At 53.3% G+C, this 15,991-nt stretch carries 12 protein-coding genes and 1 pseudogene; 7 read left to right on the forward strand and 6 right to left on the reverse strand.

All coding sequences use genetic code 11. The features are described 5' to 3' along the window. Window positions 1-46 precede the first annotated feature (46 nt). The 3 genes from fepD to fepC are packed head-to-tail and all read left to right on the forward strand — an operon-like array spanning window position 47 to window position 2,852. Window positions 47-1,051, forward strand: coding sequence for a Fe(3+)-siderophore ABC transporter permease (gene fepD / locus KXD89_RS15845; protein ID WP_000016947.1), 1,005 nt, complete (start codon window positions 47-49; stop codon window positions 1,049-1,051). Continuing rightward, window positions 1,048-2,040 (forward strand): iron-enterobactin ABC transporter permease, encoded by a 993-nt coding sequence (gene fepG / locus KXD89_RS15850; RefSeq protein WP_000640988.1) that lies wholly within the window; start codon window positions 1,048-1,050, stop codon window positions 2,038-2,040. Before fepD ends, fepG begins: the two co-directional genes overlap by 4 nt. Next, entirely contained in the window at window positions 2,037-2,852 is an 816-nt protein-coding gene (gene fepC / locus KXD89_RS15855) for an iron-enterobactin ABC transporter ATP-binding protein (RefSeq protein WP_000140647.1), read from the forward strand. The genes fepG and fepC overlap by 4 nt, the downstream gene beginning before the upstream one ends. Here fepC and wzz(fepE) read toward each other — a convergent pair. The 4 genes from wzz(fepE) to fes all read right to left on the reverse strand — a co-directional run bounded on the left by wzz(fepE) (window position 2,849) and on the right by fes (window position 9,499). After that, a complete protein-coding gene (gene wzz(fepE), locus KXD89_RS15860) occupies window positions 2,849-3,982 on the reverse strand; it encodes an LPS O-antigen length regulator Wzz(fepE) (RefSeq protein ID WP_000096692.1) in 1,134 nt (377 codons plus the stop codon). The genes fepC and wzz(fepE) overlap by 4 nt on opposite strands. Window positions 3,983-4,197: 215 nt before the next feature. After that, complete coding sequence (gene entF, locus KXD89_RS15865) at window positions 4,198-8,079, reverse strand: enterobactin non-ribosomal peptide synthetase EntF (RefSeq protein WP_000077805.1); 3,882 nt, start codon at window positions 8,077-8,079, stop codon at window positions 4,198-4,200. Next, window positions 8,076-8,294 carry an enterobactin biosynthesis protein YbdZ gene (gene ybdZ, locus KXD89_RS15870; RefSeq protein ID WP_000885798.1) on the reverse strand — a complete coding sequence of 73 codons (219 nt, stop codon included), beginning with the start codon at window positions 8,292-8,294 and terminating at the stop codon, window positions 8,076-8,078. Before ybdZ ends, entF begins: the two co-directional genes overlap by 4 nt. Before the next feature lie 2 nt (window positions 8,295-8,296). Beyond that, window positions 8,297-9,499: an enterochelin esterase gene (gene fes, locus KXD89_RS15875; protein WP_000125843.1), complete on the reverse strand. Its 1,203-nt coding sequence runs from the start codon at window positions 9,497-9,499 to the stop codon at window positions 8,297-8,299. Between the two features lie 242 nt (window positions 9,500-9,741). Between fes and fepA the strand changes: the two genes are divergently transcribed. Further along, window positions 9,742-11,982 carry a siderophore enterobactin receptor FepA gene (gene fepA, locus KXD89_RS15880; RefSeq protein WP_001034943.1) on the forward strand — a complete coding sequence of 747 codons (2,241 nt, stop codon included), beginning with the start codon at window positions 9,742-9,744 and terminating at the stop codon, window positions 11,980-11,982. Between the two features lie 174 nt (window positions 11,983-12,156). Next, window positions 12,157-12,777 (forward strand): enterobactin synthase subunit EntD, encoded by a 621-nt coding sequence (gene entD, locus KXD89_RS15885; protein WP_001749708.1) that lies wholly within the window; start codon window positions 12,157-12,159, stop codon window positions 12,775-12,777. A 281-nt stretch (window positions 12,778-13,058) separates the two neighbouring features. Here entD and KXD89_RS15890 read toward each other — a convergent pair whose 3' ends face one another. Both KXD89_RS15890 and hokE read right to left on the reverse strand, forming a co-directional pair. After that, the gene (locus tag KXD89_RS15890; protein ID WP_001300563.1) at window positions 13,059-14,171 is read right to left on the reverse strand and encodes an IS4-like element IS421 family transposase; all 1,113 of its coding nucleotides are present in this window, start codon (window positions 14,169-14,171) and stop codon (window positions 13,059-13,061) included. Between the two features lie 76 nt (window positions 14,172-14,247). Further along, entirely contained in the window at window positions 14,248-14,400 is a 153-nt protein-coding gene (hokE, locus tag KXD89_RS15895) for a type I toxin-antitoxin system toxin HokE (RefSeq protein WP_000956455.1), read from the reverse strand. Between hokE and KXD89_RS22490 the strand changes: the two are divergent. Both KXD89_RS22490 and KXD89_RS15900 read left to right on the forward strand, forming a co-directional pair. Further along, window positions 14,369-14,637: pseudogene (locus KXD89_RS22490) on the forward strand (hypothetical protein). The gene hokE and the pseudogene KXD89_RS22490 sit on opposite strands and share 32 nt — an antisense overlap. A gap of 215 nt (window positions 14,638-14,852) precedes the next feature. Then, complete coding sequence (locus KXD89_RS15900; RefSeq protein ID WP_001130654.1) at window positions 14,853-15,971, forward strand: YbdK family carboxylate-amine ligase; 1,119 nt, start codon at window positions 14,853-14,855, stop codon at window positions 15,969-15,971. Window positions 15,972-15,991: the final 20 nt, after the last annotated feature.

Raw genomic sequence — 15,991 nt, forward strand, 5'->3', positions numbered from 1 at the left:
AATAAGATCGATAACGATAATTAATTTCATTATCATGGAAGTTCGTATGTCTGGTTCTGTTGCCGTGACACGCGCCATTGCCGTGCCCGGATTGCTGTTATTACTGATTATCGCGACGGCATTAAGCCTGCTCATTGGGGCAAAATCACTCCCCGCTTCCGTAGTGCTGGAGGCCTTCTCCGGCACCTGCCAGAGCGCCGACTGCACCATCGTGCTCGACGCGCGGCTGCCGCGTACCCTTGCCGGTTTACTGGCAGGCGGCGCGCTTGGCCTTGCCGGGGCGTTAATGCAAACCCTCACCCGAAACCCACTTGCCGACCCCGGCTTGCTTGGCGTGAACGCCGGAGCCAGCTTTGCCATTGTGCTGGGTGCGGCGCTGTTTGGTTACTCTTCCGCGCAGGAACAACTGGCGATGGCCTTCGCCGGGGCGCTGGTGGCCTCATTGATTGTTGCCTTTACCGGCAGTCAGGGCGGCGGGCAGTTAAGTCCGGTGCGTTTAACCCTGGCGGGCGTGGCGCTGGCGGCGGTGCTGGAAGGACTGACCAGCGGCATCGCCCTGCTTAATCCTGACGTCTACGATCAGTTGCGTTTCTGGCAAGCCGGTTCGCTGGATATTCGCAATCTACATACCTTAAAAGTGGTGCTGATCCCGGTGCTGATCGCCGGAGCAACTGCGCTATTACTGAGTCGCGCGCTGAACAGTTTGAGCCTCGGCAGCGACACCGCGACGGCGCTGGGCAGTCGCGTGGCGCGCACACAGTTGATTGGTCTGCTGGCGATTACCGTGCTTTGTGGTAGTGCGACGGCAATAGTTGGCCCGATTGCCTTTATTGGCCTGATGATGCCGCATATGGCGCGTTGGCTGGTGGGTGCCGATCATCGCTGGTCGCTGCCCGTCACGCTACTTGCTACCCCTGCCCTGCTGCTGTTTGCCGATATCATCGGGCGGGTGATTGTGCCCGGCGAACTGCGCGTTTCTGTGGTCAGTGCGTTTATTGGTGCACCGGTGCTGATCTTCCTCGTGCGACGTAAAACGCGAGGTGGTGCATGATTTACGTCTCTCGCCGATTACTCATCACCTGTTTGCTGCTGGTTTCCGCCTGTGTGGTTGCAGGTATCTGGGGATTACGCAGCGGTGCCGTCACGCTGGAAACCTCGCAGGTATTCGCCGCGCTGATGGGCGATGCGCCGCGCAGTATGACGATGGTGGTCACCGAATGGCGTTTACCACGCGTGCTGATGGCGCTGTTGATTGGCGCAGCACTGGGCGTCAGTGGCGCGATTTTTCAGTCGCTGATGCGTAACCCGCTCGGCAGCCCTGACGTAATGGGCTTTAACACCGGGGCGTGGAGCGGCGTGCTGGTGGCGATGGTGCTGTTTGGTCAGGACCTGACGGCTATCGCGCTGTCAGCAATGGTGGGCGGCATTGTCACTTCGCTGCTGGTCTGGCTGCTCGCCTGGCGCAACGGCATCGACACCTTTCGGTTGATTATTATCGGTATCGGCGTTCGCGCCATGCTGGTGGCCTTTAATACCTGGCTGTTGCTGAAAGCGTCTTTAGAAACGGCGCTAACAGCAGGTTTGTGGAATGCCGGATCGCTCAACGGCCTGACGTGGGCAAAAACCTCGCCTTCCGCACCCATCATTATATTGATGCTCATTGCCGCCGCCTTACTGGTACGCCGGATGCGCTTGCTGGAAATGGGCGATGATACCGCGTGTGCGCTGGGCGTCAGCGTCGAACGTTCGCGTCTGTTAATGATGCTGGTTGCAGTGGTGCTTACCGCTGCGGCAACAGCGCTTGCCGGGCCGATTTCCTTTATTGCTTTAGTCGCACCGCACATTGCCCGACGCATTAGCGGCACCGCTCGCTGGGGGCTAACCCAGGCGGCGCTATGCGGGGCGCTGTTACTGCTGGCGGCCGATCTCTGCGCCCAACAACTGTTTATGCCGTATCAACTTCCGGTTGGCGTCGTTACCGTCAGCCTCGGCGGTATTTACCTTATCGTCTTGTTAATTCAGGAGTCTCGCAAAAAATGACCGAATCAGTAGCCCGTTTGCGCGGCGAACAGTTAACCCTGGGATATGGCAAATATACCGTTGCGGAAAATCTGACTGTAGAAATACCTGATGGTCACTTCACGGCAATTATCGGGCCAAATGGCTGCGGTAAATCCACGTTACTGCGTACCTTAAGCCGCCTGATGACGCCTGCTCATGGGCATGTCTGGCTGGATGGCGAGCACATTCAACATTACGCCAGTAAAGAGGTTGCACGCCGGATTGGTCTGTTGGCGCAAAATGCTACCACGCCGGGCGATATCACCGTGCAGGAGCTGGTGGCGCGTGGACGTTATCCGCATCAACCGCTGTTTACCCGCTGGCGCAAAGAGGATGAAGAAGCGGTAACGAAAGCAATGCAGGCCACGGGAATAACTCATCTGGCAGATCAAAGCGTGGATACCCTTTCTGGCGGACAACGCCAGCGAGCGTGGATCGCGATGGTGCTGGCCCAGGAAACGGCAATTATGCTGCTCGACGAACCCACGACCTGGCTGGATATCAGTCATCAGATTGATTTGCTGGAGTTGTTAAGCGAACTGAACCGCGAAAAAGGCTATACCCTGGCGGCGGTGCTGCACGATCTTAATCAGGCCTGTCGTTACGCCAGCCATTTGATTGCATTGCGGGAAGGGAAAATTGTTGCTCAGGGAGCGCCGAAGGAGATTGTCACTGCTGAACTGATTGAGCGCATTTATGGTCTGCGCTGCATGATCATTGACGATCCAGTTGCCGGAACGCCGCTTGTGGTGCCGCTCGGACGAACGGCACCTTCAACCGCAAATAGTTAAACTAAGTGGTCTGCCATCATGGCATCCTGTTTTCTGGATGCCATCGCATAGCGCAACAGCACGCCACCACAAGCCACCATCCCGCCGATCAACGCGGAAAGGATCACAATAATCGCCTTACCCGGACCGTCTTTTTTCACTGGCAATGACGGGCTTAACTGATATTTAAACGGCGTAAAATTCACATCGTTGACATGTGCTTTTGTTAATTGCTCGACAAGATACTGCCGATTACGTAATTCACCGTTCAGTTCCGCAACGTCAGTGACCGCTTTTTCTATTTCCAGTTTGCGTTCAATACCGTCTGCACCGAGAGAAATAGAAAAATCGGGGTCATCTTTAACGGCCTGACCATTACTGTAAACGGGCTTTTTAATTCCTGCCGCGTTGGCAATGTCGAGTGAATAATTGAGGCGCTGAATGTTTGCATCAAGTTGATTTTTCGTTTTAATGCGATCCTGAGCCAGTTTTTCTTTTTCAAACTGGGTTTTGATCTCCAGTTTATTACGGACGTTTTCTAGCGACTCTTTCACCACCAACGTAGAGATATAATCGATATACCCGCTCAAAACGGTCTGCGCCTCTTCACTGGTTGGCGCGGTAAAACTTAGCGTCCAGGAGGTATACAGTGACGGTTCATCTTTTTTCTTACTGGCATTGTCATCAACCGCTTTCATTTTTTCGCTCAATGCGACAATTGCGCGATGCAAATCCAGTTCGTCGATTTTCGCCTCTTTTAATTGGTCCATCACATAAGGTGATGAACGCAGGTACTCTTCCAGCAAGCTAACCGACTGAAACTTCTTGATAAACAGGTTAAATGCTTCTGTACGATCAATTTTGATATCCAGATCCAGCACACGAAGCTTAGTGAATGATTTCTCCAACTCTTGCCACTGAACAGGTTCTGGAGGCGTGACAACCGCCGCGCTGGTCCATTTTTGCGGCAGGATGAAAGAGATCAGCAAGCCTGCGCAGGCAAACGCAAAAACGACCGCCATGACCGTTTTTTTGGCCCGCCATAAAACTGAGATTAGATTAAGTAAATCAATTTCATTATTACTGGGCGACGCCAGAGGATAATCGGGAAAATGAGCGTCACTTCCCTGTTTAATATTCAGTGATGACATGGGGTATAACCTGAAAATGAGTCCAATAGGGGGAAATCTCCACGGCGCTCACTTTACCAGTTGGTGATAATTATCCGAAGCTGAAGTTTGTAAATTCCTTCCACTGAATGCAACATTCACTCTATTTAAGAGAAATATTCATCAAACCTATAAATCAAACAAATAAAAAACCCATAATTATTTTCTGTAATTATGGGTTTATAAATAATATTAATTTACCTGTTTAGCGTTGCGCGAATAATCGGCCCAATTTTTTCAAACGTCCCTGGAGAGATAATATCCACATGCGCACAATCCTGACGATAGATATCCAGCTCCGCTATCCACGGCGACCAGGCGCGTTCGGGACTCATACCTTCCTGAAGTGTGCGTTCAGCAACAAACAGCGTCGCTTTACCGTCAAACGGTACGCTATGAGCAGTCGTCAGCAGGCGCACAGCATCAGCGTAGTTGCCTTCAATGGTGGTAAACAACTCCGTTGAAGTACTTCCCTGCTGTGCTGCCAGGAAGGCCTCGCGTTCGCGGTTAATCTCCGCCAGCACTTCCGGGTCCAGACCATTAGCTTCTTTTTCCTGCCAGTTTTGCGTTTCTGGCGGCCAGGTATCCAGCAAGCCAAGAAATGCCACCTGTTCGCCACGGGCACGCAGTCGCGCCGCAATACCCTGCGCCAGCGTACCGCCAAGGGAATACCCCAGCAGGTAATAAGGGCCATGCGGTTGTTGTTCAAGTAACGTTGCCAGATGCGCTTCGCAGACTTCATCCAGGTTTGCCGCCGTCTGCATGGGGCCATTGGGGCGCGGTGACTGAATGCCGATAATCGACCATTGTGGATCGAGATAACGCGAGAGCACGCTGAACTGCCAGGCAAAACCGGACGCAGGATGGAAACAAAACAGCGTCGGGCCATTACCTTCACGCAACGGCAGAATGGTTTCGAATCCCATACGCCGGGTGCTGTCTTCTTCAGCATCAATAATCGTTGCCAGTTTGGCGACAGTTGACGCGACCATCACTTGCCCCGGCGTCACCTGGCGGGCAACCTGCCGACTTAACTGCGCTGCCAGTTTCATTGCCAGTAGCGAATGACCGCCAAGCGCGAAGAAATCAGCATCGGCATCCTGCACGTCACACCCCAGCAACGACGAGAATGCCGCGGCGATAATCGTTTCACTGCCCGCTTTCGGCGCACGCCCTGGCGCTTGTGCCTTCAGTTCAGGCAACGGTAAGGCTTTGCGATCCAGCTTGCCGTTGGCGCTAAGTGGTAACTGTGGAAGTTGCAGCAGAACCACCGGTACCATATGTGGTGGCAATGTTTCACGAAGCTGCGCCTGCAATGCGCTGGTATCCAACGGCAGGCCCGATTGCGACACCAGATAGCCCACCAATTGACGCGCATCACCACCGGTGGCAGCCGCCTGGTTAATCACACAGGCGTGGGTAACGGCTTGTTCGACATCCGGCAGCGCCTGCATCACGCGATCGATTTCGCCCAGTTCGATACGCTGCCCGCGAATTTTTAGCTGATCATCACTGCGCCCGAGGTACTCCACCGCGCCGTTATCCAGCCAGCGGGCAACGTCTCCGGTACGGTACATCCGTTCACCTGGGGCAAAAGGATCGGCAATAAAGCGGCTGGCGGTCAGATCGGGGCGTCCGAGATAGCCCTGCGCCAGTTGAATGCCAGTGAGATAGAGATCACCCGCCACACCCGGCGGCACCGGATGCATCATCGCATCAAGAATACGCAGACCCGTATTCCATACCGGATAACCAATCGGCACACTGCTGCCGCGCACCTGTGCCAGTTCCTCGCCAAAAGCCGGATACCAGCTGACATCTACCGCCGCTTCCGTCGGGCCATATAGATTATGCAACGGCGCGCCAGTTAACTGTTGCCATTCGCGGCATAAATCAGCCGGTAAGGCCTCACCACTACAGAAAACCTGTTTCAACGTCGCGCAACTCTGGCGAGCGGTTTGCGGCGTCAGCGAGGCAACAAATGCCGCCAGCATCGACGGCACAAAGTGCGTGGTCGTTACGCCATATTCGGCAAAGAATTGCTGCATAGCGAGCGGGTCGCGGTGCGCTTCCGGTTCAGCCATCACCAGTTTTGCCCCTGCGATAAACGGCCAGAAAAACTCCCACACCGAGACATCAAAACTGCACGGCGTTTTTTGGGCAACGACATCTTCGCCTGTAAGCGGATAATGATTTTGCATCCAAAGCAGGCGGTTGACGATAGCCGTCTGCCCGACCATTACCCCTTTCGGCCTGCCGGTGGAGCCAGAGGTAAAGATGATATAAGCCGTGTGATGCGGTTGTGAAAGTTGCAGCGGCGCACTGCCCTGCGGTGTAAGCGGGGCGTTATAGCAAAGGCTTGTTAAATTGGGAACATCGCTAAAGCGCGGCAGTTGATCGTCGGTGGTAATTAACAGCGACGGACGCGCATCTTCCAGCATCATTTTCAGGCGATCGTCCGGATAGCCGGTATCCAGCGGTAGCCAGGCCGCTCCAGCTTCAACTATCGCATGGAGTGCCAGGGTCAAAAAGACCGAGCGCGGTAGTGCCACCGCCACGCTGTCCCCTGGTTTAACGCCGCGCTCACGCAGCAGATTCGCCAGCGCCACCACCTGCTCGCGCATTTCCCGATAGCTGAACAGGTAACGCGCATCTGCCAGCGCCGGAGCATCCGGTGTTTTTGCCGCTTGTTCTGCCACCAGCGCGCTAAGCGTGGTTTCTGGAATCTCAACCTGAGTGGCGTTGAGCTGCGCCAGCTGCGCATACTCACCTGGCAGCATAATATCGACATCGCCGCACAACAGCGCCGGATCCGCGGCGAACTGGGCAATCAGCATTTTCAGGCGTTCAGCATGCTGGATTAACGTTGGCTCATCGTAACGCTGTTTATTGGCGAGGATCTCAATACTCAAATCACCGTGTACATCCGGGAACAGGGCCAGTTCAAGGTCATTAACCGGACCGGTTGCCAGGGTATGGGTTTGCGCCTGAACATCAGGAATATCCAGTTGGTAATCAAATACCTTGATATTGAGTACCGGACCAAACAGCGGTTCATCACCTGCCGCTCGCCCGCTGTCACGGACAATTTGTTCGGCATCGTAACGTTGATGACGACGCATTTTTTTCAGTTGTGCTGCCAGTCGGGTTGCCAGTTCCGGCAGCGTTTCTTGCGCCGCAATGTGAATACCCAACGGCAAAACGTTGAGCACGGGTCCGGTAGCCGTCAGCGCCGCCGAGCCCAGTCGACGCATAAAGATAAATCCGGCGGCGTAGTCCATACGATTGCACAATCGCCCCAGCCACAAGGCTGCCAGCGCAAGGGCTAAATCGGTACGCTGCACACCTGAAAGTTGCGTAGCCAGCTGGCGGAATTCCCCGTCGGTAAATTCCAGTTTCAGGCGCAGAATATCTGCCGAGGCGCTGCGCCCCGGTAAAGGTGCCGGAGAAAGTGACGCGGGCGGCGGCAGTTGACGACGCTGTTCTGCCCAGAATGCCGCATCACGCTGCCAGGCTTCGCTTTCGCGGTATTGCTGGTACTCTTCCACTACATCAGCGAAAGGCGTAAATGGCGAAGCAGGCGTTGGTTCGCCACGCAGCCATGTGCAGTAAATATTGGCGATCTGGCGGGTAATGGCCGGGAAACTAAAGCCATCGACCAGCAAATGGTGATAACGCTGATACCAGTACCAGCGGTTATCCGCCACCTGTATCAGCTGATGAAAGACCAGTGGTTTACCGCTATCGACGCGCAGATCTTGTTGCAAATCCGCCTGCATTAATGCCTGCGCAGTACCGTGCGGATCAATGTTGGTTCGTAGGTCGATAATTTCTGGCAGTTCGAACGTCAGCGCATCATCGACCCACTGCCAGACTTCGCCGTTATCTTCCGTAAAACGCATCCGCAGCGTATCTGCTTGCGCTAGTCCGGCAACCACCGCGCGGGCCAGTAATGGCGAATCAACCTCTCCGGTTAACTCAACGTAATGCGCCACGCTCCAGGCGGAGGGTAATTCTGACAGTTTTTCTGCCATCCAGATGCCGGGCTGTGCGGCGACCAAAGGTAAATGCTGGCTCATTGTGCCTCCTGCAACTGGGTAAAATTCGTCGGTGTCAGAGTACGCCAGTGGGCTTCCAGCCACTGCTGGCAGGACGCCTGTGACTGCGGCTGACACACAATGTCCCAGCCTGCCGGTAAGACGCATTGTTGCGGCCACAGACTGAATTGCCCCTGCGCATTGCGCAATATGTAAAACGCTCCCTGCGGATCATCGAAGGGATTACTGAATGCCATATTCAACTCCTGTCATGGAAAAGTGGTTGCCAGAGGTCGATTAGCCCCTGCATCAAGCCACCGCGCCAACAAAGCGCATCATGTCCGCCGTCAACCTGACGCCAGAAAATGGATTCTTTTATGGGGTGTAATTGCGCATACAGCGCCTGATTGGCCCGCATGATCATCGGCTCGCGAATACCCGCTTCCAGCACAATGCGCAGACCTTCGGCGCTAACTTCACCAGCTTTTAGCTTTTCAAGTAACACGCCCTCTTGCTGCCCGCCCCGATGCGGCCACCAGTACGATCCTGACTGGCTTAATACACAGCCAAAGCGTTCAGGCCAGTGCAGTCCGGCATACAGCGCGGAAAGCCCACCAAAACTCTGCCCGGCAACCACGGTGCGATCGGCACGATCGCTAAAAGGGGCAATAGCTTTCACCAGGGGTAATAACTCTTGCTGTACTGCGAGCCAGAAATCCGCATTACACGGCAGTTCGTGGGCGCGGTGCGTGGTGTCGATAGCGTCGATCAACACATACACGGCGGGAGGAAGTTGCTGACGATGGGTCAGCGAAGTCAGCACTGGCCAGACGGGCATACTTTGCGCCCAAAATTCGCCATCGAGCAAAACTGCCAGCGGGCGTTCTTCTGCTGTTGCATCGCCGGTGGTAAAAATCCATACACGCCGTGACTTTTTCAACCGTTCACTTTTCCAGATAATTTCTTTGGCAGGTATTTCTGGCGCTTGCGGACAATCCCATCCCGGTTGCAGAGGCGCTTGCGGCATTTCGAGTGCAGAAACAGCGTGCCCTCGCCCGCCTTTCCAGCTTTGTAGGTTCAGCGGATCGGCTATCGCCTGGGGTAATAGTTTTCGCCAGCCTTCGCGCAATTCGAGGCGATCGGGGGATGGTACAGAAAAAATGTCATCGCGTTCGGTGGGAATAAAGCAGTAGCTGCCGCGCCAGTTGGCATTGAGTTGTGTCGTCCACTGCCAGACGTTAGTGCCTGCAATTCGCTGCATCGACTGGGGCTGGCTGTTCTGATGGTGATCGGTCACACCAGTGATGTAGACCCATACGCGCTTTATCGTCGAGTATTCTTCAGAACCTTGGGGATCACGCCACCAGAAAGTGACCTCAAACATTTCGTCATTCAGACGCTGCCATTCCGGGCCATGTTTCGACTGCCACCAGCTCTCACTTCCTACTTTTAACGCCGTCACACCATAACCCCATGTTTACTGTGCAATTTTTCATTGATTGCAGAAATATATTGATAATATTATTGATAACTATTTGCATTTGCAATAGCGTAATGGCGCGCCGTGGGAAGCGCGGACATTAATTAACCAACTGCACTGCGTGTCTTTCAGGATCAAAGGTTTTCGCGGTAGCGGGATGCGTCGTGTTGATGACGACCATGCCCGACAGTTGCAATTCGTGGCAAAAATGCAGGAATAAAACAATGAACAAGAAGATTCATTCCCTGGCCTTGTTGGTCAATCTGGGGATTTATGGGGTAGCGCAGGCACAAGAGCCGACCGATACTCCTGTTTCACATGACGATACTATTGTCGTTACCGCCGCCGAGCAGAACTTACAGGCGCCTGGCGTTTCGACCATCACCGCAGATGAAATCCGCAAAAACCCGGTTGCCCGCGATGTGTCGAAGATCATCCGTACCATGCCAGGCGTTAACCTGACCGGTAACTCCACCAGTGGTCAGCGTGGGAATAACCGACAGATTGATATTCGCGGTATGGGTCCGGAAAACACGCTGATTTTGATTGACGGCAAGCCGGTAAGCAGCCGTAACTCGGTGCGTCAGGGCTGGCGTGGCGAGCGCGATACCCGTGGTGATACTTCCTGGGTGCCACCTGAAATGATTGAACGTATTGAAGTTCTGCGTGGTCCGGCAGCTGCGCGTTATGGCAACGGCGCGGCGGGCGGCGTGGTTAACATCATTACCAAAAAAGGCAGCGGCGAGTGGCACGGCTCCTGGGACGCATATTTCAATGCGCCAGAACATAAAGAGGAAGGTGCCACCAAACGCACTAACTTTAGCCTGACCGGTCCGCTGGGCGACGAATTCAGCTTCCGTTTGTATGGCAACCTCGACAAAACCCAGGCTGACGCGTGGGATATCAACCAGGGCCATCAGTCCGCGCGTGCCGGAACGTATGCCACGACGTTACCAGCCGGGCGCGAAGGGGTAATCAACAAAGATATTAATGGCGTGGTGCGCTGGGATTTCGCGCCATTGCAATCGCTGGAACTGGAAGCAGGTTACAGCCGCCAGGGTAACCTGTATGCGGGCGACACCCAGAATACCAACTCCGATTCCTATACCCGCTCGAAATATGGCGATGAAACCAACCGTCTGTATCGCCAGAACTACGCGCTGACCTGGAACGGTGGCTGGGATAACGGCGTGACCACCAGCAACTGGGTGCAGTACGAACACACCCGTAACTCGCGTATTCCGGAAGGTCTGGCGGGCGGTACCGAAGGGAAATTTAACGAAAAAGCGACACAGGATTTCGTCGATATCGATCTTGATGACGTGATGCTGCACAGCGAAGTTAACCTGCCGATTGATTTCCTCGTTAACCAGACGCTGACGCTGGGTACGGAGTGGAATCAGCAACGGATGAAGGACTTAAGTTCCAACACCCAGGCACTGACCGGAACGAATACCGGTGGCGCTATTGATGGCGTGAGTACCACCGACCGTAGCCCGTATTCAAAAGCAGAAATTTTCTCGCTGTTTGCCGAAAACAACATGGAGCTGACTGACAGCACCATCGTAACGCCGGGGCTGCGTTTCGATCATCACAGTATTGTCGGCAATAACTGGAGCCCGGCGCTGAACATATCGCAAGGTTTAGGCGATGACTTCACGCTGAAAATGGGCATCGCCCGTGCTTATAAAGCGCCGAGCCTGTACCAGACTAACCCGAACTACATTCTCTACAGTAAAGGTCAGGGTTGCTATGCCAGCGCGGGCGGCTGCTATCTGCAAGGTAACGATGACCTGAAAGCAGAAACCAGCATCAACAAAGAGATTGGTCTGGAGTTCAAACGCGACGGGTGGCTGGCGGGCGTCACCTGGTTCCGTAACGATTATCGCAATAAGATTGAAGCGGGCTATGTGGCTGTAGGGCAAAACGCAGTCGGCACCGATCTCTATCAGTGGGATAACGTGCCGAAAGCGGTGGTTGAAGGTCTGGAAGGATCGTTAAACGTACCGGTTAGCGAAACGGTGATGTGGACCAATAACATCACTTATATGCTGAAGAGTGAAAACAAAACCACGGGCGACCGTTTGTCGATCATCCCGGAGTATACGTTGAACTCAACGCTGAGCTGGCAGGCACGGGAAGATTTGTCGATGCAAACGACCTTCACCTGGTACGGCAAGCAGCAGCCGAAGAAGTACAACTATAAAGGTCAGCCAGCGGTTGGACCGGAAACCAAAGAAATTAGTCCTTACAGCATTGTTGGCCTGAGCGCGACCTGGGATGTGACGAAGAATGTCAGTCTGACCGGCGGCGTGGACAATCTGTTCGACAAACGTTTGTGGCGTGCGGGTAATGCCCAGACCACGGGCGATTTGGCAGGGGCCAACTATATCGCCGGTGCCGGGGCGTATACCTATAACGAGCCGGGACGTACGTGGTATATGAGCGTAAACACCCACTTCTGATGCTAACGTCAGATTGTTGACAAAGTGCGCGTCGTTCATGCCGGATGCGGCGTGAACGCCTTATCCGGCCTACAAAAATCTTGCCAATTCAATATATTGCAGGACCATGTAGGCCTGATAAGCGTAGCGCATCAGGCAGTTTTGCGTTTGTCATCAGTCTCGAATATGGTCGATATGAAAACTACGCATACCTCCCTCCCCTTTGCCGGACATACGCTGCATTTTGTTGAGTTCGATCCGGCGAATTTTTGTGAGCAGGATTTACTCTGGCTGCCGCACTACGCACAACTGCAACACGCTGGACGTAAACGTAAAACAGAGCATTTAGCCGGACGGATCGCTGCTGTTTATGCTTTGCGGGAATATGGCTATAAATGTGTGCCCGCAATCGGCGAGCTACGCCAACCTGTCTGGCCTGCGGAGGTATACGGCAGTATTAGCCACTGTGGGACTACGGCATTAGCCGTGGTATCTCGTCAACCGATTGGCATTGATATAGAAGAAATTTTTTCTGTACAAACCGCAAGAGAATTGACAGACAACATTATTACACCAGCGGAACACGAGCGACTCGCAGACTGCGGTTTAGCCTTTTCTCTGGCGCTGACACTGGCATTTTCCGCCAAAGAGAGCGCATTTAAGGCAAGTGAGATCCAAACTGATGCAGGTTTTCTGGACTATCAGATAATTAGCTGGAATAAACAGCAGGTCATCATTCATCGTGAGAATGAGATGTTTGCTGTGCACTGGCAGATAAAAGAAAAGATAGTCATAACGCTGTGCCAACACGATTAATTGACAACATCTGGTACGATTCGCCCGCAGCCATCACTGACCACGGGCGAAAGTGTAAAGCAGGTGCCTTACCATCCTGACCTGACAACCGGATATGCGGGGATTACTCCCATAAGCGCTAACTTAAGGGTTGAACCATCTGAAGAATGCGACGCCTCGGTGCCTCGTTAAGACGATGCCTCGCGTTCTTCAATTGCGTTTTGTAGGCTGTCAGGGATACTGTCCCACGAATGGCCACCTGTAAGCTCCAGATGACCATTTTTGTTATTCTCCACAACGAGTTAGTTCTTCTTTTCGGATCCGGCACTTCTGGGGGGGAAATCCAGCGATGGCTGGATTATGTCGTCAATTAAAAATGCGGCGAGTAGATTAGCAAATATCCACGCTTTCGCGAGTTCAGGTTCCTTTGCACGCAAAGCATCCAGGTGCAGCAAACTTTTGAGCCGCTTAAAAGCCAGTTCAATTTGCCATCGCAGACGGTAACAATCAGCCACTTGCTCTGCTGAATATTCATCTTCCGGTAATGATGTTAGCAATAGCACATGGCCCGCTGCTTCCAGCGTTTCCGCCTGAACTACTCGTCCTTTTCGACGATTCTCGCTGAGCAGTCGGGTTTTACTGATTAATGCTTTTTCGGGAGGAAGTGATACGGCAATGAGACGTGCCGGAAAGGGAGCTCCGGCTTTTTTATTACCTGAATTGCCTATCATTACAGTGGTTTCACCGTTCTTACCGCAATCCAGCCCGCGCAGAAAACCCATCATGTCAAAGCGCATTCCTTCTGCAGTTAACCAGCGCAATCCTCGCCAGTGAACCCGGACGATATAATCAGCTTCTCCAAAAGCAAGTGAGCGGATACATTCGGGACGCGAACCGAATCCCCGGTCAGCAATGCGTATCTCGTCTGCCGTTTGCGCAAATCGGTCCAGCCGTTCAGCGTCTCTGCTGTCGGTTAGCTCAAAATCAGTGAACTGACAGGTATGAGGATCATATCCCATATGTAGTCGCCATTCAGCGCTGCCGCCCCCGGGCGCACTGATTGCTGTTCCATCGACAAGACGCAATCTCTTTCCGCTTGTACAACCCGTAACTGCGGCGCGTACAGCAAGTGTTTGTGCGGCAAGTATGCCAAACCAGTCGGCGGCATTCCGCAGCCGCTTCAGGAGAGCCACGTCAGATAATGTTGCAACGTCATGGAGCTGAGCCCATGCAGTGACTTCACGTAATGACATCCCCCCGGGGCCGTAAGCCAGCCCCAGACGTAGCAGAGTTGCAGCATCACGAATTTCGCGGCGGCGGGTTAGAGCCCCGGCATTACGTGCCGAAGTATCCAGTTCTTCGGGCTTACCAATATGGGCCAGAATTGCTGACCAGTTATCGTGAGAGTAATTCATCGGCACGTTAAATCATATCAGGCGTAATACCACAACCCTTAAGTTAGCGCTTATGGGATTACTCCCCGCACAACGGCTACTTCTTCGGTTCGTAAGCGAGAACAGCCTTAAACTCAATATTACGTTCCTTCACCGTAAACTCACACAGCGAGTCTCCGACCAGAAGCGTAAATCCCAGCACCGTTAAACACAGCACTATGACTGCCGCAAGGGCATATTTCGTCAGCATGTTTATATTGCCTCCATGCGAAGAAGGGACTACCATCCAAATTGTTCGGGTTTGGAGTGGCAGCCCCAGGGTTGATAGAAATATCTCCTGGGGCTTCATCTTTCCAGACCTCAGAGTAAACCTGAAACCGGAAAGCTTCAGGCACCCGCCGTTATCTTACCCTTCCTCAACAAAATAGCTGTTTATTTATACAGTGAGTCCTGTTTCGGACTTCTCACTCCTCATTTAATCAACTGAAGCTGAACCCGTTTTTTTCTGCATGACTCAATCGTCAAAATTCTTCGCCACCAGTCAGCACTGCCATAACTTGTCACATTGCAAAAGTAGCCAAATTGCTTCAGGCACCATCAGTTCACCATCACCAAAAAAAAGAAACATTCCAGAACTTCCGCATCTCGCCCAGCCGCTCCGACTTCTATACTGAATAGAAAACGCCAACATAAGAGAAACCTATGCCATTACCCGATTTTCATGTTTCTGAACCTTTTACCCTCGGTATTGAACTGGAAATGCAGGTGGTTAATCCGCCGGGCTATGACTTAAGCCAGGACTCTTCAATGCTGATTGACGCGGTTAAAAATAAGATCACGGCCGGAGAGGTAAAGCACGATATCACCGAAAGTATGCTGGAGCTGGCGACGGATGTTTGCCGTGATATCAACCAGGCTGCCGGGCAGTTTTCAGCGATGCAGAAAGTCGTATTGCAGGCAGCCACAGACCATCATCTGGAAATTTGCGGCGGTGGCACGCACCCGTTTCAGAAATGGCAGCGTCAGGAGGTATGCGATAACGAACGCTATCAACGCACGCTGGAAAACTTTGGTTATCTCATTCAGCAGGCGACCGTTTTTGGTCAGCATGTCCATGTTGGCTGCGCCAGTGGCGATGACGCCATTTATTTGCTGCACGGCTTGTCACGATTTGTGCCGCACTTTATCGCCCTTTCCGCCGCGTCGCCATATATGCAGGGAACGGATACGCGTTTTGCCTCCTCACGACCGAATATTTTTTCCGCCTTTCCTGATAATGGCCCGATGCCGTGGGTCAGTAACTGGCAACAATTTGAAGCCCTGTTTCGCTGTCTGAGTTACACCACGATGATCGACAGCATTAAAGATCTGCACTGGGATATTCGCCCCAGTCCTCATTTTGGCACGGTGGAGGTTCGGGTGATGGATACCCCGTTAACCCTTAGCCACGCAGTAAATATGGCGGGATTAATTCAGGCTACCGCCCACTGGTTACTGACGGAACGCCCGTTTAAACATCAGGAAAAAGATTACCTGCTGTATAAATTCAACCGTTTCCAGGCCTGTCGCTATGGGCTTGAAGGCGTCATCACCGATCCGCACACTGGAGATCGTCGACCGCTAACGGAAGATACCTTGCGATTGCTGGAAAAAATCGCCCCTTCCGCACATAAAATTGGTGCATCGAGCGCGATTGAGGCCCTGCATCGCCAGGTCGTCAGCGGTCTGAATGAAGCGCAGCTAATGCGCGATTTCGTCGCCGATGGCGGCTCGCTGATTGGGCTGGTGAAAAAGCATTGTGAGATCTGGGCCGGTGACTAAGCCGGGAATTGCCTTACAGA

This window comes from Escherichia sp. TC-EC600-tetX4 (assembly GCF_019356055.1).
Classification (GTDB): domain Bacteria; phylum Pseudomonadota; class Gammaproteobacteria; order Enterobacterales; family Enterobacteriaceae.